The sequence below is a fragment of the Rhodococcus cercidiphylli genome, assembly GCF_033042225.1.
Lineage (GTDB): Bacteria > Actinomycetota > Actinomycetes > Mycobacteriales > Mycobacteriaceae > Rhodococcoides.
The window spans coordinates 508,826-531,624 of record NZ_JAWLKE010000005.1 but is presented as its reverse complement, the minus strand read 5'-3'; the positions used below and the strand labels follow the sequence as shown (position 1 = coordinate 531,624).

The 22,799-nt window shown below is 66.8% G+C and carries 17 protein-coding genes and 1 tRNA gene; 11 read left to right on the top strand and 7 right to left on the bottom strand.

Going from position 1 to position 22,799, the window contains the following annotated elements; translation table 11 throughout:
* Window positions 1-3 precede the first annotated feature (3 nt).
* Both R3P95_RS15695 and R3P95_RS15690 read right to left on the bottom strand, forming a co-directional pair.
* Window positions 4-2,052, bottom strand: coding sequence for an ATP-dependent DNA helicase (locus tag R3P95_RS15695; RefSeq protein WP_317548761.1), 2,049 nt, complete (start codon window positions 2,050-2,052; stop codon window positions 4-6).
* 50 nt (window positions 2,053-2,102) lie between these two features.
* Complete coding sequence (locus R3P95_RS15690; protein WP_317548760.1) at window positions 2,103-3,452, bottom strand: nicotinate phosphoribosyltransferase; 1,350 nt, start codon at window positions 3,450-3,452, stop codon at window positions 2,103-2,105.
* 58 nt (window positions 3,453-3,510) lie between these two features.
* Between R3P95_RS15690 and clpS the strand changes: the two genes are divergently transcribed.
* From clpS to R3P95_RS15650, 8 genes are all read left to right on the top strand, one after another.
* Window positions 3,511-3,870, top strand: a complete 360-nt coding sequence (clpS, locus tag R3P95_RS15685; protein ID WP_317548758.1) for an ATP-dependent Clp protease adapter ClpS — start codon at window positions 3,511-3,513, stop codon at window positions 3,868-3,870.
* A gap of 44 nt (window positions 3,871-3,914) precedes the next feature.
* Window positions 3,915-4,484 (top strand): oxidative stress transcriptional regulator AosR, encoded by a 570-nt coding sequence (gene aosR / locus R3P95_RS15680; protein ID WP_068050408.1) that lies wholly within the window; start codon window positions 3,915-3,917, stop codon window positions 4,482-4,484.
* Window positions 4,485-4,493: 9 nt separating this feature from the next.
* Window positions 4,494-5,579 (top strand): P1 family peptidase, encoded by a 1,086-nt coding sequence (locus R3P95_RS15675; RefSeq protein ID WP_317548757.1) that lies wholly within the window; start codon window positions 4,494-4,496, stop codon window positions 5,577-5,579.
* 59 nt (window positions 5,580-5,638) lie between these two features.
* Complete coding sequence (locus R3P95_RS15670) at window positions 5,639-6,268, top strand: rhomboid family intramembrane serine protease (RefSeq protein ID WP_317532855.1); 630 nt, start codon at window positions 5,639-5,641, stop codon at window positions 6,266-6,268.
* 112 nt (window positions 6,269-6,380) lie between these two features.
* Window positions 6,381-7,139: a cyclic nucleotide-degrading phosphodiesterase gene (locus R3P95_RS15665; RefSeq protein WP_188078671.1), complete on the top strand. Its 759-nt coding sequence runs from the start codon at window positions 6,381-6,383 to the stop codon at window positions 7,137-7,139.
* A gap of 21 nt (window positions 7,140-7,160) precedes the next feature.
* Window positions 7,161-7,946, top strand: coding sequence for a ribonuclease PH (gene rph / locus R3P95_RS15660; RefSeq protein ID WP_068050410.1), 786 nt, complete (start codon window positions 7,161-7,163; stop codon window positions 7,944-7,946).
* Window positions 7,939-8,553, top strand: coding sequence for an RdgB/HAM1 family non-canonical purine NTP pyrophosphatase (gene rdgB, locus R3P95_RS15655; protein ID WP_317532854.1), 615 nt, complete (start codon window positions 7,939-7,941; stop codon window positions 8,551-8,553). Before rph ends, rdgB begins: the two co-directional genes overlap by 8 nt.
* A gap of 9 nt (window positions 8,554-8,562) precedes the next feature.
* Window positions 8,563-9,366: an esterase/lipase family protein gene (locus R3P95_RS15650; RefSeq protein ID WP_317532853.1), complete on the top strand. Its 804-nt coding sequence runs from the start codon at window positions 8,563-8,565 to the stop codon at window positions 9,364-9,366.
* 2 nt (window positions 9,367-9,368) lie between these two features.
* On the opposite strand, the gene R3P95_RS15645 is transcribed toward R3P95_RS15650, so the two are convergent.
* From R3P95_RS15645 to R3P95_RS15630, 4 genes are all read right to left on the bottom strand, one after another.
* On the bottom strand, window positions 9,369-9,722 hold the full coding sequence (locus tag R3P95_RS15645) for a DUF3817 domain-containing protein (RefSeq protein ID WP_068050412.1): 354 nt from the start codon (window positions 9,720-9,722) through the stop codon (window positions 9,369-9,371).
* Window positions 9,719-10,120, bottom strand: a complete 402-nt coding sequence (locus tag R3P95_RS15640; protein ID WP_317532852.1) for a transcriptional regulator — start codon at window positions 10,118-10,120, stop codon at window positions 9,719-9,721. The genes R3P95_RS15645 and R3P95_RS15640 overlap by 4 nt, the downstream gene beginning before the upstream one ends.
* 89 nt (window positions 10,121-10,209) lie before the next feature.
* Complete coding sequence (locus R3P95_RS15635; protein ID WP_317532851.1) at window positions 10,210-10,866, bottom strand: maleylpyruvate isomerase family mycothiol-dependent enzyme; 657 nt, start codon at window positions 10,864-10,866, stop codon at window positions 10,210-10,212.
* Between the two features lie 62 nt (window positions 10,867-10,928).
* Window positions 10,929-11,013 (bottom strand) — tRNA-Leu (locus tag R3P95_RS15630).
* A gap of 164 nt (window positions 11,014-11,177) precedes the next feature.
* On the opposite strand from R3P95_RS15630, the gene R3P95_RS15625 reads away from it, so the two are divergent.
* Window positions 11,178-11,969, top strand: coding sequence for a TetR/AcrR family transcriptional regulator (locus R3P95_RS15625; protein ID WP_317548755.1), 792 nt, complete (start codon window positions 11,178-11,180; stop codon window positions 11,967-11,969).
* Here the strand turns inward: R3P95_RS15625 and R3P95_RS15620 are convergent.
* The gene (locus R3P95_RS15620; protein ID WP_317548754.1) at window positions 11,936-12,667 is read right to left on the bottom strand and encodes a hypothetical protein; all 732 of its coding nucleotides are present in this window, start codon (window positions 12,665-12,667) and stop codon (window positions 11,936-11,938) included. The genes R3P95_RS15625 and R3P95_RS15620 overlap by 34 nt on opposite strands.
* A gap of 436 nt (window positions 12,668-13,103) precedes the next feature.
* Between R3P95_RS15620 and R3P95_RS15615 the strand changes: the two genes are divergently transcribed.
* Both R3P95_RS15615 and acpS read left to right on the top strand, forming a co-directional pair.
* Window positions 13,104-22,403 (top strand): polyketide synthase, encoded by a 9,300-nt coding sequence (locus R3P95_RS15615; protein WP_317548753.1) that lies wholly within the window; start codon window positions 13,104-13,106, stop codon window positions 22,401-22,403.
* The gene (acpS, locus tag R3P95_RS15610) at window positions 22,403-22,795 is read left to right on the top strand and encodes a holo-ACP synthase AcpS (RefSeq protein WP_008715184.1); all 393 of its coding nucleotides are present in this window, start codon (window positions 22,403-22,405) and stop codon (window positions 22,793-22,795) included. Before R3P95_RS15615 ends, acpS begins: the two co-directional genes overlap by 1 nt.
* Window positions 22,796-22,799: the final 4 nt, after the last annotated feature.

The window sequence follows — 22,799 nt, the reverse complement described above, 5'->3', positions numbered from 1 at the left end:
CAGCTACTTTCCGGCCAGGCGGGTGAGGGCCTTGCGGACCACCTCCGGGTCCGAGGTCTCCCAGAACGGCGGCAGCGAGGCACGTAGGTAGCCGCCGTAGCGGGCGGTCGCGAGGCGCGAATCGAGAACGGCGACAACACCTTTGTCGTCGACGCTACGGAGCAGTCGACCGACGCCCTGCGCCAGCAGCAGGGCTGCATGGTTGGCGGCGACCGCGAGAAAGCCGTTGCCGCCACGTGATTCGACGGCCTGCTGCCTGGCCACCAGCAGCGGATCGTCGGGCCGCGGGAACGGAATGCGGTCCAGGATCACCAGGCTCAGCGACGGGCCCGGGACGTCGACGCCCTGCCACAGTGACAGTGTCCCGAACAGGGAGGTGGCCTCGTCGTCGGCGAACTTCTGCACCAGGGCACCGGTGGAGTCGTCGCCCTGGCACAGGATCGGCGTGTCGAGGCGCTCCCGCATCTCCTCGGCGGCGGCCTTGGCGGCGCGCATGGACGAGAAGAGTCCGAGTGTGCGGCCACCGGCGGCGCTGACCAGCGACTCGATCTCGTCGAGGTAGGACTTGGAGAGACCGTCGCGTCCGGGCGGCGACAGATGCTTGGCGATGTACATGATCCCGGCCCGAGCGTGGTCGAACGGCGACCCGACGTCGAGCGAATTCCACCTGATCGACCCGGTATCGGACGGCGGTTCCACACCCGACGCCATCGCGGTGTCACTGCGCGACGGCTTCTCCGCAGGTAGGCCCCAGTTGACAGCCAACCCGTCGAACGATCCGCCCACGGTCAAGGTCGCGGAGGTGAGGACCACGGTGGACTCGGCGAACAGGCGCGCTCGCAGCAGCCCGCCCACCGACAGCGGGGCGATGCGGACGGTGCGTTTGACGTTGCCGCGGAAATCGTCGACGGCATGCCAGACGACGTCCTTGCGTTTGGCCGGATCGGGTTCGTCGAATGCCGTGAGAACACGGACCGCGCTGTCGTGGACCTCGTCGACCGCGACGAGTGCGGCGCTGCGAGCCGCGGCGGCCTCGGGGTCACTGGTGGCCATGCCCTGCTTGTTGGGGCCGATCGCGGTGCGGACCGCCCAGGCCGCGTCGCGAATGGACACGAGCGCGGGGCCGACGCCGTCGGGTAGGGACTGCCACCGGCTCGGGGGCAGCTCGTCCAGAATCGCGGCCCAGTTCTCGGCAGCTCCCTCGAGCTGGTCGACCGTCTCCTCCTCGATGAGCTTGGCGCTACGACGCGCCGCGGCGGTGACGGTGGCGGCCGACAGTTCCTCGGTGGCCACGCCGGTCACTCGGTCGACCAGTTCGTGGGCCTCGTCGACGACCACGACGTCGTGCTCGGGCAGGATCTGAATTCCGGTGATCGCGTCGATCGCGAGCAGGGCGTGGTTGGTCACCACTACGTCGACCTGGGCGGCCTCGGTACGGGCGCGCTCGGCGAAGCAGTCCTCGCCGACGGGGCAGCGGGACTTGCCCAGGCATTCACGCGCGGTGACGCTGACCTGACGCCAGGCCTGATCGCTGACCCCGGGCACCACGTCGTCGCGGTCGCCGGTTTCGGTCTCGGACGACCACTTGGTCAGCCGTACCACCTCGCGGCCCATGCGTGAGACCGCGAACGGGTCGAACAGTTCCGCATCCGGTGCCTCTTGCGCGGCACCGGTGTGGATCTTGTTCATGCACAGGTAGTTGTTGCGGCCCTTCAGGATTGCGAACTTGGGGCGACGGCCGACGGCCTCGGTCAGGGCGTCGGACAGGCGAGGGAGATCGCGGTCGACCAGCTGCCGCTGCAGCGCGATGGTGGCCGTGGAGACGACGACGGTCTTGCCCGATTCCACCGCGTGCCTGATGCTGGGGACGAGGTAGGCGAGGGACTTACCGGTTCCGGTGCCCGCCTGCACCGCGAGATGTTCGCCGGTGTCGATGGAGTGCGCCACCGCCGAGGCCATCGTCAGCTGGTTGCTGCGTTCCTTGCCGCCGAGCGAGTGCACCGCGACCTGCAGGAGAGCGGGAACGGTTGGCAACTCGGTCTTCGACGGCACCGAAGCAGACTACTGCCGATCGCCCACCCGGTTCGGTACCGACACCGCTGTCACCCCTCCACGAAGCGGGTGGGTATCGCCGGCTCGCCCTGAGACAGTTTCAGGCCCTCCCACGGGAGGCTGACGAGGCGCCTGGCCAGCAGGTCGCGGCCGTCGGCGAGCGTCGGTAGGTCGGCGACTCGTTCTCCGCCGCGAACCAACGGCGTGGTCAACGTCTCCGCCGTCAGATCGTCGTCGACGGTCGGGGGAGCGTCGAACAGGTAGACGATCTCCTCGACTGCGGTGCCGGTCCGGCGCGCGGTACGCAGCGCCGCCTTGGTGCCACCGCGCGACTCCTTGTGACTGCTGCGCTTGGCGACGGGAATGCCGTCGACGGTGACGAGTTTGTAGACCATGCCGGCCGTCGGGGCGCCGGAGCCGGTGACCAGCGACGTGCCGACGCCGTAGGAGTCGACCGGCTCGGCTCGCAATGCCGCGATGGCGTATTCGTCGAGGTCACCCGAGACGACGATCTTGGTCTTCGGCGCACCCAGGGCGTCGAGTTGGTCGCGCACCTGCCGCGCGAGCACACCGAGGTCGCCGGAGTCGATGCGCACACCGCCGAGTTCGGGCCCGGCCACCTCGATGGCGTTGGCAACGCCCTGGGTGATGTCGTAGGTGTCGACGAGCAGGGTGGTGCCCACTCCGAGCGCACGCACCTGCGCTGCGAATGCGGACCGTTCGTCCGGGCCGTCGGCAGTGGTGTGCAGCAGAGTGAACGCGTGCGCCGATGTGCCCGCACCGGGGACGCCGTGGCGTCGGACGGCTTCGAGATTGGACGTCGCGGTGAACCCGGCGAGATATGCCGCCCGTGATGCGGCGACAGCGGCTTCCTCGTGGGTTCGACGCGACCCCATCTCGATGATCGGACGGGACTTCGCGGCCGCCACCATCCGCGCTGCAGCGGACGCGATGGCGCTGTCGTGATTGAGGATCGAGAGCACAACGGTCTCGAGGACCACGCACTCGGCGAAGGTGCCGCGGACGGTCAGAACAGGTGAGCCGGGGAAGTACAGCTCTCCCTCGCGATAGCCGTCGATGTCGCCGGTGAACCGGTAGTTGCGTAACCACTCGACGGTGTCGGCGTCGAGGAATTCGGCGACGATCCGCAACTCGTCCGGCCCGAATCGGAAGCGCGCGATCGCGTCGAGAATGCGTCCGGTGCCGGCGAGAACTCCGTATCGACGGCCACCGGGCAACCTGCGCGCGAAGACCTCGAAGCTGCAGATGCGATCGGCGTAGCCGCTGGCCAGGGCGGCCGAGAGCATCGTGTATTCGTACTGATCGGTCAGCAGCGCGGTGCTGGCACCGTCGCTGTGATTCGCGTGATCTGTGGTCGCGTCGTTGCTCACCTCGCCCACACTACGAGCGAAGGGGCGAGCGTGGGACGCTGGCCCGACACGCCGTACCCTGTTGGGCATGCCTTGGTTGACGGTGGACGGCTCGCTTCTGCCCGTGGACGGCTTGTCGGCACGTGAGGTCGTCGCTGCGTCACCGCAAGCGGTCCCGGCCCAGACCGAGGCCGTTGCGGCCGACGAATCTCACGACACCCCCTGGGTCACCATCGTGTGGGACGACCCGGTCAACCTGATGCACTACGTCACCTACGTGTTCCAGAAGCTGTTCGGGTACAGCAAGGCCAAGGCGACCGAGCTGATGATGCAGGTGCACTCCGAAGGCAAGGCCGTGGTGTCGAGCGGCGAGCGCGACGCGATGGAGAACGATGTTCGACGGCTGCACGGGGCGGGTCTGTGGGCCACCATGCAGCAGGACAAGTAGTCAACCGCTCATCACCTCTTCATCAGAGAAGGACATCAGCAACAGTGCGCACGTGGACGAGACGGAATTCGCTGTCCGGGGTCAAGATCAAGTCCGAGATCGATGCTCGTGAGGCCGCCGTACTCCGATCGCTGGTCGGCTCGGTTCTCGGATTGCTGCGCGACCGTTCCGCCGCTGCCCCCACCGACGAACTCGCAGCGCTGACCGGTCTGCGCACCGGCCACAACAGCCCGCCCGAGGACGCCGCACTGGCGCGGCTGTTGCCGGACTTCCACCGCGCCGACCCCGGCCGCGACGAGGAGGACCCGACCGACCTCAACGGTGCCCTGCGAGGACTGCACGAGCCCGAGATCATCGACGAGAAGTTGGCTGCCGGATCGATGATCCTGGCCACGCTTCCCGAGTCCGGTGGCAAGATCGTGCTGACCCAGGAGCAAGCGGATGCATGGCTGACCGGCCTCAACGACGTGAGGCTGGCGCTCGGCACGACGCTGGGGATCAGCGCGGACACACCCGACGTTCTCGACGAGGGTGATCCTCGCGCTCCACATCTCGACGTCTACCACTGGCTGACCTGGATGCAGGATTCACTCGTACAGGTCCTCATCCCCTAGGACGCACGCGTGACCGCTGCATTCCAGACTCCCGGACCGCGGGACTCCCTGACCGACGTGGCCGGTCTGCTGGTCGGTCATCATCAAGAACTCGACGACGACGCCGCGATGGGCTCCGGTTCGGCCACCGGCTGCACCGTGGTGCGTGCGCTGGGTGGTGCGACGGCGGCCGTCGATGTTCGCGGCGGCGGGCCGGGGACTCGCGAGACCGATCTGCTCGATCCGAGCCACTCCGTGCAGCACGTCAACGCGATCCTGTTGACCGCGGGCAGTGCCTACGGGCTCGCCGCGGCCGAGGGTGTCATGCGGTGGCTCGAAGAGCACGGTCAGGGCATCCCGATGGGCAGTCCCGATCACGTCGTACCGATCGTCCCCGCCGCGGTCATCTTCGATCTTCCGGTCGGCGACTGGGCTTCACGGCCGACGGCGGAATTCGGCTATCTCGCCGCGGCCGCAGCGGCAACCGATTTCGCGACGGGATCGGTCGGGGCCGGTGTCGGTGCCCGCGCCGGAGTTCTCAAGGGCGGTGTCGGTACCGCGAGCACGGTGATCGCGGGCGGTCCGGCGGACGGGGTCACCGTCGCGGCGCTGATGGTCGCCAATCCGGTGGGCGCGGTGTTCGACCCGCGTACCGGCCTGCTGTGGGGCGTCGGCACGCTCGGGCCCGCGGCGTTCGGGATGCGCAAGCCCGACGTGAACCAGCTGTGGTCCGCGCTCGCCCTCGAACCGAAGGGCACTGCGCTCAACACCACGATCGGTGTCGTCGCCACCGATGCTGCGTTGTCGTCCGCGTCGTGCAAGCGGATTGCCGTCGCCGGTCACGACGGGTTGGCGCGGGCCGTGCGACCGGCACACTCGCCGCTCGACGGCGACACGATCTTCGCCGTGTCGACCGGCACCAGACCCGTCACCGCGGAGTCCTCGGTGCCCGCCGCGTTCTCCGCGGAACTCCCGGTACTGGCCGCGGTCACCGAGGCCGCGGCGATCGTCGTCGAGCGAGCCATCGTCGCGGCCCTGCTCGACGCCACCTCGGTGGCCGGCATCCCCACATATCGCCAGATCTTCACGTCCGCGTTCGGTGGATCGGGAGCCTGAGCTCAGCTCGCGCGATACCTCTGCCCGGTACCGTGGAGGGAACTGTTCCGGAGGCGATCATGAGCGATATCAGTAACCGTCCCGCCGAGCGTGCGCGGCCGGTCTGGATGCAGGCCGCCATTCTGGTGGGAGCATTCACCGTGTTGCTGTGGGTCATCGAGTTCATCGATGTGGCCAGCGGGTCGAGGCTCGAACGCAACGGGATACAGGCCCGCTCGGTCGAGGGTTTGTGGGGCATTCTGTTCGCGCCCGTGCTGCACGACGACTGGCAGCATCTGATCGCGAACACCGTGCCGATAGTCGTACTCGGATTTCTGGTGTTGCTCTCCGGTTTGACGCGTGGTCTGGCTGCCACCGGGATCATCTGGGTGGTCGGCGGGTTCGGTACCTGGCTGACTGCCGGTTCCTACACGAACACGATCGGCGCGTCGATCCTGATCTTCGGTTTCATCGCATATCTGTTGGTGCGTGGCTTCTTCACCCGCAATCTCGGTCAACTCGCGATCGGAGTCGTGGTGTTCGTGCTGTACGGCAGCGCACTGTGGGGCGTGCTGCCGAGCGAGCCCAACGTCTCCTGGCAGGGGCATCTGTTCGGCGCGGTCGGCGGAGTGGTTGCCGCTCGACTGCTGTCCGCCGACGCGCGAGCCGAGAGGGCACGCGCGAAATCGCTCGATCGGCCCACTTCGTAGGTTCGAGGTAACTGCAGACACACCCGTGGTCGGTGGTGAATTTCGCCGACTCGCGCTGTGAATACTGCCCGAACGTTTCGAGTGATGCGCTCGGCGTGGCAGCATGGCTTTCATGCGAATTACCGTCCTGGGATGTTCGGGCAGTGTGTCCGGACCCGATTCACCCGCGTCGGGCTACTTGTTGGAAGAAGAGGAGACCGCGCCGGTCGTCCTCGACTTCGGTCCCGGCATCCTCGGGGCGTTGCAGCGCTACGCCGATCCCGGAGATGTGAGCGTTCTGCTCTCGCATCTGCACGCCGATCACTGCCTCGACGTTCCCGGACTGCTGGTGTGGCGTCGCTACCATCCCAGCCCGCCGGAGGGACGAGCGATCGTCTACGGACCCAAGGACACGGCGTTCCGGCTCGGAGTCGCCTCGGCCGAGTGCGGCGGGCAGATCGACGACATGTCCGACACCATCGACCTGCGTCGCTGGGTGGACGGACGCACCGTGGAGTTCGGCAAGTTGTCGATTCTCGCTCGGCAGGTGTTCCATCCCCCCGAGTCGTACGGCATGCGCGTCACCACGGCGCAAGGCCGCACCTTCGCCTACAGCGGAGACACCGGAATGTGTCAGGCCGTCCGGGACCTGGCGCACGGGGCCGACATGTTCCTGTGCGAGGCGTCGTGGACCGACAGTCCGGAGCGGCCCGAGGGAGTGCACCTGTCCGGAACCGAGGCCGGCCGCATCGCTCGTGAGGCCGGGGTGGGGGAGCTGCTGCTCACCCATATTCCGCCGTGGACGTCCCGTGAGGACGTCATCGCCGAGGCCAAAGCGGAGTTCAGTGGACCGGTGCACGCCGTTCTCCCAGGGGACGTCTTCACCGTCTGAGGACGCGCTAGGCTTCGAGTCGTGTCCAGACGAGAAGACGGCAGGGCGGACGACGAGCTCCGCAACATCAAGATCACCCGCGGCTTCACCAGCCACCCGGCAGGGTCGGTGCTGGTCGAGTTCGGCAACACCAGGGTGATGTGCACGGCCAGCGTCGAGGAGGGCGTGCCGCGCTGGCGGAAGGGATCCGGCCTCGGTTGGCTCACCGCCGAGTACGCGATGCTCCCGGCCGCGACGCACACTCGCAACGGCCGTGAGTCCGTCAAGGGCAAGGTCGGCGGGCGTACCCAAGAAATTTCCCGCTTGGTCGGGCGTTCACTGCGTGCCTGCATCGATTTGGCCGCCATCGGCGAGAACACCATCGCCCTCGACTGCGACGTACTGCAGGCCGACGGCGGCACCAGAACTGCAGCTGTCACCGGAGCGTTCGTGGCTCTCAACGACGCCGTCACCTACCTGCGAGCAGCGGGACGCCTCGCCGATCCGCAGCCCATCTCGTGCATGATCGCCGCAGTCAGTGTCGGCGTCGTCGACGGCCGAGTGCGCCTCGATCTGCCCTACGAGGAAGATTCGCGCGCCGAGGTCGACATGAACGTCGTCGCCACCGACACCGGCACGCTGGTGGAGATCCAGGGAACCGGAGAGGGCGCGACCTTCCCCCGAACCACACTCGACAAGCTGCTCGACTCCGCATTCGTCGGCATCGAGAAGTTGTTCGAGGTGCAGAAGGAAGCATTGGCGTTGCCGTACCCGGGCGATCTGCCCGAGCCTGCGGCCGCGGAATCGAAGAAGAAGTTCGGTGGCTGACACCAAGCTGCTGGTAGCGAGCCGAAACGCGAAGAAGTTGCGCGAACTCCGGCGGGTGCTCGACGCCGCCGGAGTGGCCGGAATCGAACTGGTCGGCCTCGACGAGGTCCCGCCGTTCCCGGAGGCCCCCGAGACCGGAGCGACCTTCGAGGAGAATGCACTCGCCAAGGCGCGTGACGGAGCGGCGGCCACCGGATTGCCATGTGTGGCAGACGATTCCGGAATCGAAATCGATGCCCTGAACGCCATGCCAGGGGTGCTCTCGGCTCGCTGGTCCGGTGCGCACGGGCAGGACGAGGCCAACACCGCACTGGTGCTGGCGCAGTTGACGGACACCCCCGACGAGCGTCGCGGAGCCGCATTCGTCTCGGCGTGTGCGCTGGTGATTCCCGGCGGCACCGAGACGGTGGTCCGCGGTGAATGGCGCGGAGTAGTGGGCCGAGAGCCGTTGGGGGAGAACGGCTTCGGCTACGACCCCATTTTCGTGCCCGAGGGCGACGGCCGCAGTGCCGCGCAACTGAGCCCGGACGAGAAGGACGCCGCCTCACATCGCGGTCATGCACTGCGCAAGCTCGTTCCGGCGCTCGAAGAACTGACGGGGCGGTAGCTCGTGGCGATGCGAACCGTTCTGACGCGGACGTCGGTTGTGTTCGCCGCCGCTGCGCTGTGCCTGGCAGGTGCCCCGGCCTCCGCGGCACCGGCCGCGGGCTCCTTCGCCGAGGCGTTCGCGTACTCGATCGCGCACCCGGGCGTGACTCCTTCGGGCTCGAACGACTTCTCGTGTGTTCCGAGCGCGCAACACCCGGAGCCGGTGGTGCTGGTGCACGGCTTCCTGGAGAACTCGTACGACAACTGGGCATCGCTGTCGCCGAAGCTGGCCGAGGCCGGATACTGCGTGTTCGCGATCGACTACGGCAACACCGGGCCGGTTCGGGCGTTCGGTGCGCTCGAGCCCATCCCGGAGAGTGCCGCGGAACTGTCGACGTTCGTCGATTCCGTACTCGAGGCAACAGGTGCGCAGAAGGTGTCGATCGTCGGCCACTCGAAGGGTGGCACGGTGCCGCGGTACTACGCCCGCTTCCTCGGTGGAGACCGAACGGTGGCACGCATCGTGGCGTTGTCTCCGCCGAACTACCCGACGGCGGGACCGCCGGTGCAGGACGACGTGCTCGAGCGACTGAACGAGGGCAGCGACACCGTCTCGGGCATCGAATACACGACGATCGTCACCCGTTACGACCAGATCGTCGTTCCGTACACTGCCTCGCTGCTCAGCGGCGCAGGAAACACGAATGTGGTGTTGCAGGACGTGTGCCCGGCCAACACCGTCGAGCACACCGGAATCTCGTACGATCCGCTTGCTCAGCGGATGGTGCAGAACGCATTGGATCCGGAGAACGCAGAGCCGATCAACTGCTGATGTCAGACGCCGAAGTCGGCTTTGACCTGCTTGGTGCGCTTGTGCTCGACGTAGAACGACAGGAACGGGATAGTCCCGGCCAACAGTGTGCCGATGGTGCGGGCGGCAGGCCACCGAACCTTGATCGCCAGATCGACGGTGAGCACGAGATACACGAGATAGACCCAACCGTGTACGACGGCAATCCAATTGGGCACGTTCTCGACCTTGAAAATGTACTTGGCGACCATCTCGGTCACGAGAACGAGCAGCCAGATTCCCGTGGCGTACGCAAGAACGCGGTAGCGCAGCAGCGCGGACGCGATCTTCTGAGTCTTGTTCGCAGACGCCTGCGTCTTCTCCGGTGCCGAACTCACGTGGTGCTCCTGTCGGTCCCGCGGGATTCGTTCAGCTCCGCGAGGTAGCTGTTGTATTCGAGTAGTTGCCGCGCCTCGGGATCGTCGAGGTCGCGGGCGTCTGCCGCAGGCGCGCTGCGCTGGGGGAGCAGGTCGAGGGGCACCTCTGTGGGTCCGTCGGGTCGCGCTGCTGCCGCCTCGTCCGGGTCCTCGTCTTCGAGGCGGACGAACTTGCGGTAGGCATAGACCACGAACACTGCGAACAGAGGCCATTGAAAGGCATATCCGAGGTTCTGGCCGTTACCGCCCACTGCCTCGAAGCGCTCCCACTGCCACCAGCCGAGGCCCAGGCATACCGCCGCAGACACGATGACCAGCGCGATCAGTGCTGGCCGACGGTTCGGGCGGGGTGAAGTCACCCCTCGACGGTACCGGAGGTACTACTACTGCAGGTAGTCGCGTGCTGCGGCCCGGTGGTGATTCTCACCATGGACGGTTCGAGTTCGGCTCACGCCCGACGACGGTTGGCCCGTGCCTGGGCGAGTTGCTCGGCACCGGGCCCGGTCACGTCCGCCAGGGCGCTGCTGCGTCCGGTCAGAACCAGTGCCAGGGTGCCGGCCGATCCTTCGATGACCGGGCCCTCGCCGCGGCTCCAGTCGAGATCGGTCGCGCGCCACTGCAGTCGAAGCTCGGGGCCTTTGAACGGTGCGGCACCGCTCGCGGGCACCAGGAAGTCGAGCATCGTGATCATGCGGTGGTCGGGGACGTGGTGTTCGATTCCCAGCGGCGTGCACAGGTCCAATCCGTGCACGATGACGTCGGACAAGGGGGCCAGCGGACCGTGGCCCGGCGGGGTGAATTTCTTGTCGGCGTGGGCGGTGAGCAAGGCGGGCAATTCGTCTTCGTGCTCGCGACGAACGCGCGTGGTCATCAGTTGATTGGCTCGGTCGAAGTTGCCTCGGGTGCGCACCATGACGAGTCCGAACTGCCAGAGCGGGACGATCAGTGGCACCACCAGATGGGCGGCGACGTCTCGGACGGTCCAGACCTCGCACAGCGATTGGGCGTCCCATTGTTCGGGGGTGAGAGTCTCGAGAGTTCTTGCGAGAGAACGTCTCTCGTCTGCGATCTCGGCGAAGATCGTGTCGTTCGATTCCTCGGGCATTCGAACCGCCTTCACACGTCGGAACTTGCAGAAGTCTCGAGAAAAGCCGGGCCGAACGACCGTGGTGCGCGAGGGGGGACTTGAACCCCCACGTCCTGAGACACTGGAACCTAAATCCAGCGCGTCTGCCAATTCCGCCACTCGCGCGTGCCGGTGAAGTCTACAACCTGGATGGTTGTTGTCAGTGGCGCGGTCTGCTCGACTGTGTGCCCACGAATTGTTCGGATGCTCACCTGTACAGGTAGGCATCTGGACAATCGGTGGGCACACGTCATGCGGTGTACACCGTACGGTGTCGCTACACTCGCCGAGTGGCATCGAAAAAGGACATCCCCTTCGACCCGGCCCGGACACTCGGGCTTCTGTGGCGAGTCGGTGCCAAGCCGAGTCGGACCGGACTGAGCGTAGATGCGATCGTCGATGCCGCCATCGAACTGGCCGATGCGACCGGTCTGGAGTCGGTGTCGATGCGGAACGTGGCACAGCATCTCGGTGTCGGCGCGATGTCGCTGTACACACATGTGCCGGGCCGGGAGGAGCTGGCCGATCTGATGATCGATCGAGCGCTTGCAGGTCTCTACTCGCACGTCGACGAGCCGGCCTCCGTCGCCGGCGGATGGCGTCCCGCGATGCGCTTCGTTGCCGAGCGCAATTGGTCTCTGTATCAACAACATTCGTGGCTTCTCGAGGCGGAGGGGGCACGGCCCGTGCTCGGTCCGCACATCAACGACAAGTACGAGGCCGAGTTGCGCCCTCTCGAAGGCATCGGCCTGGGCGACGTCGAGATCGACTCCGTTCTCACTCTGGTTCTCACTCACGTCTCCGGTACCGCGCGAGCCCTTGCCGGCGTGGCCCGTGTCAAGGAGCAGTCGGGCATGTCCGACGCCCAGTGGTGGGCGGCTACCGCGCCGATCCTCGAACGGGTGATGGACCGCGAGCGCTTTCCGGTGTCGTCTCGGGTCGGGACGGCCGCGGCGACGTCGTACGACGCCGCCAGCGACCCCGTGCACGCCTACCGGTTCGGGTTGGAGTGCATTCTCGACGGTGTGGAGGCGATGATCTCGCGAAGTCAGCCCGTCGGTCGAAGTGCCGCCTCGGAGTGACGCTTCTTCGGCCTACGTAACTTGTGTTGATATCGCCAGATTGCGTGCTCGAGTGAGGCGAGTTCGGTGCTCAGTGCGTCCGCGGTCGTTGCAAGGATCACGGACGCGCGATCCTCGGCAATGCCGACGGACAGGTTCTGGTGGAGCGGTTCGAGCGCGTCGGTGACGAACGAGTTCAGATGTTCGGTCGCCTTGTCGGTGCGCACTCCCAGATGCATGAGCATGCACTCCCAGGTGGTCTCGCCGAGCCCGGGAATCGCGCAGAACGCCTCGAATTGGTGCTCGGTGTGCTGCACGAAGTCGCTCGAACGACTCAGGCCCACCGAGATCAACGTCCGAGCAGCCACGGCAGCGGCAGCACCCTTGGTTCGACTGTTTCCCGGAACCAGTTGACGGTTGGAGAGAATCTCCACGAGTAGATCCAGACTGTTGGTCAGTTCGGCGAGGGTTGTCAAGTCGTCGAGTCGGTTATCGCCGCGATGCGATCGCCATCGCTGGACCACCGCACGGACCCCGCTCGAAGGGCCGCCGTAGGGAGCGCGCGCCGAGAAGATCGCATCCAGCAACGCCACCTCGCTCTCGCCCCGCCACCCCGGTGTCCAGTGTGGCGAACGGGATTGCGGCGCATGCGATTCGATGTGCAGAAGCATCGCTTCGAGCTCGTCCTCGGTGCAGATATCCGTTACCGATGAATACATGAATTCCCCCCGGATTTCGTCGACCGCTCTCCCGGCGAGCGGCTCGTTCGCACAAGGTAGAGGACCGCACCGACAAGGTTGGGAGCTGCTCATCTGTGCTCGAGATCACATCACGAAAAGATAACGAAAAATGCGAGGCTTTCCTCATGTTCTGGCGTCCCGCTCGACGCTCTCGCCAGCGTGGATACGGGTTACCGACGAGTCGGGTAAACAAAAGGTAAAGCCGCTTCGAGTGACGTACTCGCTGGTAGCACTCGGACGTCCGAGCAAACCTGAGGATTTCCTCATGATTTTGTGTCAACCTTGAGCAGCGCGGAGGAGACCTGTCGACGAAGACCGGCTCACCGCTTCGACCCTGTAGCCCACGACGCCATGGGGCAGTCATCACAGCGAACGCCCCGACCACCCGAGGCGTCCACGAGAGGAATCTTCAGCCTTGACGATCAACGAGAGCACACCATCACACGGACGAGGCTCGCGAAGCACCGGCAACGCAGACAAATCCCCTAGAAGCAATGGCGGCTCTCGGACTCTGGCAGATCGTTTCGCCGCGGGCGAGCCGTACGCGTTGGCCTTCGGCGGCCAGGGCGCACCGTGGCTCAGCTCCCTCGAGGAATTGGCTCGCGACTCCGCGCTCGAACCCGAACTGACCGATCTCGTCAACGAGGCAGCAGTCACTCTCGCGCCCGTGGCAGACGAGCTGCTGGTCGTGCGCTCGGTCGGCTTCGACCCGATCGGCTGGATGCTCGAACAGGACCTCGCCGACGACGACACCGTCGGCTCGTACGGACCGTCCGAGGCGGCACTGACCTCCGCTGCCGTCTCGCTTCCCGGAGTGTTTCTCACCCAGGTCGCAGCACTGCGTGCGTTGAAGTTGCAGGGGCTCGATCCGGCCCAGACCCCGCCCGTCAAGGTCGTCGGACACTCGCAGGGTCTCATCGCCGCCGAGTCCGTCGCAGCCGATGGCGCACAGGATGCGAACTTCCTGGCTATCGCCCAGCTCGTGGGTGCAGCCGCAGGTCTCGTCGGGCGCCGCCGCGGCATCATCGGTGCCGGAGACCGCGCGCCGATGGTCTCGGTTGCCAACGTCGAACCCGCACGACTGCAGGCGATCATCGCCGAACTTGCGATCGACGGAGCGCCGGAGCGATCCGCAGCTCTGGCCATCCGCAACGGCCGTCGTCGCGTCGTACTCTCGGGACCGCCGGCCCAGCTGGCTCGCGTGCAGGAGAAGTGCGAGCAGATCGCTGCCGAGGAAGAGCGTGACCGCGACGCCAAGAAGCGTGGCGGTGCCGTGTTCGCCCCGGTCTTCGAGCAGCTTCCCGTCGAGATCGGCTTCCATCACCCCGCCCTGGCAGATGCCGTCGAACTCGTCAGCGCCTGGGCGCAGCGTTGTGGGCTCGACGTCGACCTCGCACGTGAGCTCGCACAGAAGATCCTCGTCGACTCCGTGGATTGGGTCGACGCCATCGACGGTGTCGTCGACGCCGGTGCCGACTGGATTCTCGATCTCGGTCCGGGCGACCTGCTCACCCGCATGACCACTCCGGCGTTGCGTGGACAGGGCGTTGGCATCATCGCCGCGTCCTCGCGCGGTGGCCACCGCAACCTGCTCACTCCGGGAGCTGCTCCCGAGGTCCAGCCCGCATGGTCCGCCTACGCTCCCACTCCGGTCACGTTGCCCGACGGCCGCGTCGTCGTCGAGACCTCGTTCACCAAGATGACCGGACGTTCGCCGATCCTGCTCGCCGGCATGACGCCTACGACGGTCGACGCCAAAATCGTTGCCGCAGCTGCCAATGCAGGCCACTGGGCCGAGCTCGCCGGTGGCGGCCAGGTCACCGAGGACATCTTCACCGATCGTGTCGCCGAGCTCTCCACACTTCTCGAGCCCGGCCGCGCGATCCAGTTCAACTCGCTCTTCCTCGATCCGTACCTGTGGAAGCTGCAGCTCGGCGGACGCCGCATCGTGCAGCGCGCTCGCGCAGCGGGTGCGGCCATCGACGGCGTCGTCGTCACCGCAGGCATCCCGGAACTCGAAGAGGCAGTGGCCCTCATCGAAGAGTTGTCCGAGGCCGGCATCAGCTACGTCTCGTTCAAGCCCGGCACCGTCGCGCAGATTCGCGCCGTCATCCGTATCGCCAACGAGGTTCCCTCGTACCAGGTCAACGTCCACATCGAGGGTGGCCGCGCAGGCGGACACCACTCGTGGGAGGACCTCGACGACCTGCTGCTGACCACCTACGCGGAGCTGCGGTCACGGCCCAACCTCGTCGTCTGTGTCGGCGGCGGCATCGGCACACCCGAGCGGGCAGCGGAGTACCTCACCGGAACCTGGTCGGCTGTGCACGGCTACCCGAAGATGCCGCTCGACGGCATCCTCGTCGGCACTGCAGCGATGGCAACCCTGGAGGCCACGACGGCTCCCGAGGTCAAGCAGCTTCTGGTCGACACACCCGGAACCCCCGACTGGGTCGGTGCCGGTACCGCGAACGGCGGAATGGCCTCGGGCCGTAGCCAGCTCGGTGCCGACATCCACGAGATCGACAATGCGGCATCGCGGTGCGGCCGACTGCTCGACGAGGTCGCAGGCAACGCCGACGCCGTGGCCGAGCGTCGCGACGAGATCATCGCCGCACTAGACGGCACCGCCAAGCCCTTCTTCGGTGACGTCGCCGAGATGACGTACCAGCAGTGGCTCGTTCGCTACCTCGATCTGGCCATCGGAACCGACTCGCGCAGCGACTTCGATTGCGGCGGCGAGTTCACCGATGCCGTGTCCGAGGCACGCGAGTCGGTGTGGCTCGATGTCACCTGGCGTACCCGCTTCCTGGAGATGCTGCAGCGCGCCGAGGCTCGGCTGCACCCCGTCGATCGCGGACCCATCCCCACCTTGTTCGCCGATGCCGAGGTTCTCGAACGCCCGCGTGCAGCTCTGAAGTCGCTGCTCGCACAGTTCCCGGACGCCGCCGACGTGGTTCTGCACCCGGCCGACATCACCTTCTTCACCTCGCTGTGCCGCATGCCCGGCAAGCCGGTCAACTTCGTCCCCGTCGTCGACGGCGACGTGCGCCGCTGGTGGCGCAGTGACTCGCTGTGGCAGGCACACGACGCTCGCTACTCGGCCGATCAGGTCTGCATCATCCCCGGTACCGTCGCCGTCGCGGGCATCACTCGCGTCGACGAGCCCGTGGGCGAGCTGCTCGATCGCTTCGAGAAGGCCACCGCGGATCAGCTTCTCGCCGAGGGCGTCGAGCCCACGGCCATCGCGAGCCGTCGCCACGCCGAGATCGCACCCGGACTGCTCGGCATCGTGCTGGCTGCTCCCGACGTCACCTGGGCGTCGCGGATGACGCAGAACCCCGTTGCACGCCTGGGTGATCCGGCCGACTGGACCGTGGAGTCCGAGACGGTCGCGGCGCACCCGCAGACCGGCTCGACGCTGACCGTGCTCGATTCCGAGCACGTGGAGCTGCTGGTTCCGCTCGCCCCGGGCAAGGAAGTACGTATCCGCCTGACGGTTCCGGCCTCCACGATCGACGGCGGCGCTCCCGTCGTCACCGCGCAGGACGCACAGCAGGCCATGTCGGCTCTGCTCGGAGTTGCTGCAGGCCAGGACCTTCCGGCCGTCAAGGGCGGCGTCGCCCGGCTGAACATCGCATGGATCCCCGATCTGATCGCCGATCACGCAGGCGTCACCGGCTCCGGCCTGCCGGACTCGCTGACCGTCAGCGGCAAGGCCGTTCCCGACGTTCTGGTCGGTGCCTGCTGGCCCGCCGTCTTCGCCGTCCTGGGTGCCACCCGCAACGCCGAGGGCATCGACGTCATCGAAGGCATGCTCGACCTGGTGCACCTCGACCACAGCGTCAACCTGGTCGGCGAATTGCCCACCGACACCTCGATTCTCGTGGTCAAGGCTGCGGCCGGAGAGGTGCTCGACACCGACCTCGGCCGCGTCGTCGAGGTCACCGTCGAGATCGGTGCCATGCTCGGCGAGGGGCTCGACGCTCCCGCCGTCGCAACTCTCGTGGAGCGCTTCGCCATTCGCGGACGCACCGGCAAGGGTGAGCTGACCGATCCGGCCCGCGCCGGCGGCTCGGTGAGCGCCGACGCCAAGGACACCCCGCGTCGTCGCCGCCGTCAGGCAACCATCGTGGCCCCGCGCAACATGGCCGCGTTCGCTCAGGTCTCGGGCGATCACAACCCCATCCACACCTCGGACGCCGCGGCGCTGCTCGCCGGTCTCGGCAGCCCGATCGTGCACGGCATGTGGCTCTCGGCCGCTGCACAGCAGACGGTGACCGCAGTCGACCACTCGGACACCAAGACTCCGCCGCGTCGCCTCACCGCATGGACCGCGCGCTTCCTCGGCATGGTTCGACCCGGAGCGGAGATCGATGTTCGCGTCGACCGCACCGGATTCGACCAGGGTGCCGAACTGATCGAGGTCTCCTGCCGTGTCGCAGGCGAACTGGTCATGGTCGCCACCGCTCGCACCGCACCGCCGAAGACCGTCTACGCGTTCCCCGGCCAGGGCATCCAGCGCGCGGGCATGGGCCTGGACGCTCGGTCTCGCTCGAAGGCCGCACGTGAGGTGTGGGAGCGTGCCGACAAGCACACCCGCAGCGCGCTGGGCTTCTCCATTCTCGCTGTCGTGCGTGACAACCCGACGTCGCTCAAGGCGCGCGGCGTCACCCACAAGCACCCCGACGGTGTGCTGCACCTGACGCAGTTCACCCAGGTTGCGATGGCCGTTCTCGGCGTCGCACAGGTTGCCGAACTGCGTGAATCCGGTGCGTTCGTGGAGAACTCGATTCTCGCGGGCCACTCCGTCGGTGAGTACAACGCTCTCGCAGCCGTTGCCGGTGTGCTCCCGCTCGAAGCCGTCCTCGAGGTCGTCTTCCAGCGTGGTTCGGCCATGCACGCGCTGGTTCCGCGTGATGCCAGCGGCCGCAGCGACTACCGCATGGCAGCGATCCGCCCGTCGCAGATCGGTCTGGCCGATCAGGACGTGCAGGGCTTCGTCGCCGGTGTCGCAGAAGAATCCGGTGAGTTCCTCGAGATCGTCAACCTCAACCTGCGCGGTTCGCAGTACGCCATCGCAGGCACGGTTGCCGGCCTCGGCGAGCTGGAGAAGAAGATCGCGATCCGCCGAGCCGAGTTCGGTGGCAAGGCCGCCTACATCATGGTTCCCGGCATCGACGTGCCGTTCCACTCCACGGTGCTGCGCGGCGGAGTCGACGACTTCCGCAACCGCCTCGAGACGCTGCTCCCCGAGCAGATCGATCCGGCGATCCTGGTGGGGCGCTACATCCCCAACCTGGTGCCCAAGCCGTTCTCGCTCGAGCGCGAGTTCGTTCAGGAGATCGCCGATCTGGTTCCGTCCGAGCCGCTGAACACCGTTCTCGCAGAGTTCGATTCGTGGGCAGCACGGCCGAGCGCTCTGTGCCGGGTGATCCTGACCGAGCTGCTGGCATGGCAGTTCGCCAGCCCGGTGCGCTGGATCGAAACCCAGGACCTGCTGTTCGCAGACGAGTCCGACGGCGGCATGGGCGTCGAGCGCTTCGTCGAGATCGGCCTGGGGGCAACCCCGACCGTGGCCAACCTCGCGTCGCAGACCCTCAAGCTGCCGGGCCGCTTCGGCCACCCGGTCGAGGTACTCAACCTCGAGCGCGAGGCTGCGATCATCTACGGCACCGACACCGACCCGGCTCCGGCCGACGAGGAAGAGTCGACACCCGTGGAAACCGCTGCTCCGGCGGCAGCTGCAGCTCCGGCCGCAGCACCCGCTCCGGCATCAGCACCGTCCGGCGGACCTCGTCCGGACGACATCGCGTTCGTCGCCGCCGATGCGACCAAGATCCTCATCGGTCTGTGGACCAAGCTGCAGCTCGATCAGATCGGGCCTGCCGACACCATCGAGGCTCTGTGCGACGGTGTGTCCTCGCGTCGTAATCAGCTGCTCGTCGACCTCGGTTCCGAGCTCTCGCTCGGTGCCATCGACGGTGCAGCCGATGCCGACATGGGTGCGCTCTCGGGCACGGTGAACAAGCTGGCTCGTACGTACAAGCCGTTCGGTCCGGTGCTCAGCGACTCCATCAACGACCATCTCCGCAAGGTCTTCGGCCCCTCGGGTCGACGCCCGGCCTCGATCGCCGATCGCGTCAAGAAGACCTGGGAACTGGGCGACGGCTGGGCGCACCACGTCACCGCCGAGGTCGCCCTCGGTACCCGTGACGGTGCCTCGGTTCGTGGTGGCGCACTCGGTGGCCTGGCCGACGGCGCTCTCACCGACGGCAACGCAGTCGACAACGTCATCGACGCGGCCGTGGCCGCGGTGGCCGCACGCCGCGGCGTCGCAGTCTCGATGCCGCAGGCAGGGGGCGGAGCCGGCGGAACCGTCGACGCTGCTGCTCTCGGTGAGTTCACCGAGCACATCACCGGCCGCGACGGCGTCCTCGCCTCCGCAGCCCGGTTGGTGCTCGAACAGCTCGGACTGGCCGATGCGCCCAACGCACTGCTGGCCGAGGATCCCGACGCCGCTCTGGTCGAGCTGGTCTCGGCCGAGTTGGGATCCGACTGGCCTCGCCTCGTCGCGCCGGCGTTCGACGCCAAGCGCGCCGTCCTGATCGACGACCGCTGGGCCACCGCCCGTGAGGACCTGGCCCGGTTGTGGCTCGGTACCGCAGGCGACGTCGCCGTCGAGTCCTTCGCCGGTGCCGGCAATGCCGTTGCAGCTCAGGCACAGTGGTGGAAGGCCAAGGCCGACTACGAGAACAAGGCAGTGCTGGCCGAAACCTTCGGACGCATCGCGGACATCGCGGTCGCATCCGAGGACAAGGGCCCATGGGCCGACGAGGTCGCAGTGGTCACCGGCGGCAGCAAGGGCTCCATCGCAGCTGCGGTGACGGCCAAGCTGCTGGCCGGGGGAGCGACGGTCTTCGTCACCACCTCCAGGCTCGACGACGAGCGACTCGGCTTCTACCGCAGCCTCTACCGCGACAGCGCACGGAGCGGAGCGTCGCTCTGGGTGGTTCCGGCCAACATCGCGTCGTACACCGACGTCGATGCACTCATCGAGTGGATCGGCAGCGACTACATCGATACTGCCGGTGGCGCAAAGACTCTCGTCAAGGCCGCAACGACTCCGACGATGCTGTTCCCGTTCGCGGCGCCTCGGGTCATGGGCGAGATGTCCGACGCCGGAGCTCGCGCCGAGATGGAAATGCGCGTGCTGCTCTGGTCGGTCGAGCGTCTGATCACCGGACTGTCGAAGGTCGGTTACGACACCGACATCGACACTCACCTACACGTGGTGCTGCCGGGATCGCCGAACCGCGGAATGTTCGGTGGCGACGGTGCCTACGGCGAATCGAAGGCCGCACTCGACGCAGTCGTCGCCAAGTGGGGCTCGGAGAAGAACTGGGCCGAGCGGGTGTCCATCGCCCACGCTCACATCGGGTGGGTGCGCGGCACCGGCCTGATGGGTGGCAACGATCCCATCGTCGAGGCCGTCGAGGCCGAAGGCGTTCGCACCTGGTCCACCGACGAGATGGCGACCGAACTGCTCGAACTGTGCACACCTACCGCTCGCCGTCAGGCTGCGCAGGAGCCGATCGTCGTCGATCTCACGGGCGGCTTGGCCAACACCAAGCTCAACCTCGTCGAGCTCGCTCGGGATGCAGCTGCGGCCGCTGCCGAGAAGACCGAAGAGGCAGAGGACAACTCGGTCATCGCGGCGCTGCCCGCACCGCCACGGCTGTCGACGTCGACCACGGCTCTGGCCTGGCCGACACTGGACGTCGACCCGAAGGATCTGGTCGTCATCGTCGGTGCAGGCGAGCTCGGACCGTACGGTTCGGCACGTACCCGCTTCGAGATGGAGGTCGACGAGCAGCTCTCTGCCGCAGGCGTTCTCGAACTCGCATGGAACACCGGCCTCATCGCCTGGGAGAACGACCCCAAGCCGGGTTGGTACGACATCGAGTCCGGTGACCTGGTGCCGGAGGAGGACATCGCCGACAAGTACCACGACATCGTGGTCGAGAAGTGCGGTATCCGTACCTACGGCGACGACGGCGCGATGGTCGGCAACACCGCCCCGCTGATGACCTCGATCTTCCTCGACAACGACCTCACGTTCGTGGTCGGAACCGAGATCGACGCCCGGTCGTTCGCAGCAGCGGACCCCGAGCACACGCTCATCACACCGGTTCCGGATTCGAGCGACTGGCAGGTCACCCGCAAGGCGGGCACCGAGATTCGCGTTCCGCGCAAGATGAAGCTCACCCGCACCGTGGGTGGACAGATTCCCACCGGATTCGATCCCACCAAGTGGGGCATCTCGCCCGATATGGCCAGCTCGGTCGACCGAGTCGCACTGTGGAACATCGTCACCACGGTCGACGCGTTCATCTCCTCGGGCTTCAACCCGTCGGAACTGATGCGCTGGGTGCACCCCACGCTGGTCGCCAACACGCAGGGCACCGGCATGGGCGGCATGGAATCGATGCGCTCGCTGTACATCGACACCTTGCTCGGCGACGCTCGTGCGAACGACATCCTGCAGGAAGCTCTGCCGAACGTCGTTGCTGCGCACGTGGTTCAGTCGTACATCGGTAGCTACGGCGCGATGGTTCACCCCGTCGCCGCCTGTGCCACCGCGGCGGTCTCGGTCGAAGAAGGCGTCGACAAGATCAAGCTGGGCAAGGCGCAACTCGTGGTCGCCGGCGGCTTCGACGACCTGAGCACCGAGGGCATCATCGGCTTCGGTGACATGTCGGCCACCGCGGACTCGGCAGCGATGACCGCCAAGGGCATCAGCGATCGACGGTTCTCGCGGGCCAACGACCGCAGGCGCGGTGGATTCGTCGAATCCCACGGCGGCGGAACGATTCTGCTCGCTCGCGGAGACCTGGCACTCGAGATGGGACTGCCGGTCCTCGGAGTGGTGGCCTACGCACAGTCGTACGGCGACGGAGTGCACACGTCCATCCCGGCTCCGGGACTCGGCGCGCTCAGTGCCGGTCGCGGAGGCAAGGATTCGGCGCTCGCGCTCTCGCTGAACGCACTGGGCGTCAGTGCAGACGACGTGGCCGTGATCTCCAAGCACGACACCTCCACCGCAGCCAACGACCCGAACGAGGCGGAACTGCACACTCGCCTCGCCAAGGCCATCGGACGTTCGGACGGCGCTCCGCTGTTCGTCGTCTCGCAGAAGAGCCTCACCGGACACTCGAAGGGTGGAGCGGCTGCCTGGCAGCTGATCGGCCTGTGCCAGGTGCTCGCCAACGGCGTCATTCCGCCGAACCGTAGCCTCGACTGCGTCGACGACAAGATGACCGGCTTCGAGCATCTGGTGTGGGCACGGGAGCCGCTGCGCTTCGGCGACTCGGTGCCGCTCAAGGCAGGTCTGCTCACCTCGCTCGGATTCGGCCACGTGTCCGGACTCATCGCTCTGGTGCACCCGCAGGCGTTCCTCGAGGCCGTTCCGGCGGACCGACGTGCGCAGTACATCGCGAAGGCGAACGAGCGCCGCATCGCCGGTCAGCGCAGGCTGATCTCCGCGATGGTGGGAGGAGACTCCCTCTACGAGCGGCCGGACGATCGACGGCTCGGACATGACGGGACGCCGGCCAAGGCGTCACGCGAACTGGAGGCAAACGTGTTGCTCAACGAGTCCGCTCGCCTCGGCGCGGACGATGTCTACTCCTCCGGTCTGCCGGGTGCCATCTGATGGCGATCCTGGGAGTGGGTTTCGACCTGGTGACGGTGTCCGACTTCGCCGAGCAGATGGAGAAGGTCGGCACGACGATGATCCGCGACAGCTTCACCGCGGGCGAGCGGCGTCATGCCGCAACGAAGAGTTCCGACCCGACCCGCCACTACGCGGCTCGGTGGGCCGCCAAGGAAGCGGTGCTGAAGGCCTGGGCGACATCGCGATTCGCGCGCCCGCCGCAGATCGGTGACAACCCGTATCCGTTGATCGAGGTCGTCAATGATGCGTGGGGTCGGCCGTCCATCAAGTTGCACGGGATGGCACAGGAGTTCCTGCCGACGGTGAAGATTCATCTGTCGCTGACACATGACGGCGACATCGCCGCTGCGGTGGCGATTCTGGAGGAGTGAATTC

Bases quoted from the DNA above. Each gene is read 5' to 3' on its own strand.
- clpS (WP_317548758.1), top strand. From the start codon at position 3,511: ATGCCTTGGTTGACGGTGGACGGCTCGCTTCTGCCCGTGGACGGCTTG.
- R3P95_RS15670 (WP_317532855.1), top strand. From the start codon at position 5,639: ATGAGCGATATCAGTAACCGTCCCGCCGAGCGTGCGCGGCCGGTCTGG.
- R3P95_RS15665 (WP_188078671.1), top strand. From the start codon at position 6,381: ATGCGAATTACCGTCCTGGGATGTTCGGGCAGTGTGTCCGGACCCGAT.
- R3P95_RS15650 (WP_317532853.1), top strand. From the start codon at position 8,563: ATGCGAACCGTTCTGACGCGGACGTCGGTTGTGTTCGCCGCCGCTGCG.
- R3P95_RS15635 (WP_317532851.1), bottom strand. From the start codon at position 10,866: ATGCCCGAGGAATCGAACGACACGATCTTCGCCGAGATCGCAGACGAG.
- R3P95_RS15620 (WP_317548754.1), bottom strand. From the start codon at position 12,667: ATGTATTCATCGGTAACGGATATCTGCACCGAGGACGAGCTCGAAGCG.
- acpS (WP_008715184.1), top strand. From the start codon at position 22,403: ATGGCGATCCTGGGAGTGGGTTTCGACCTGGTGACGGTGTCCGACTTC.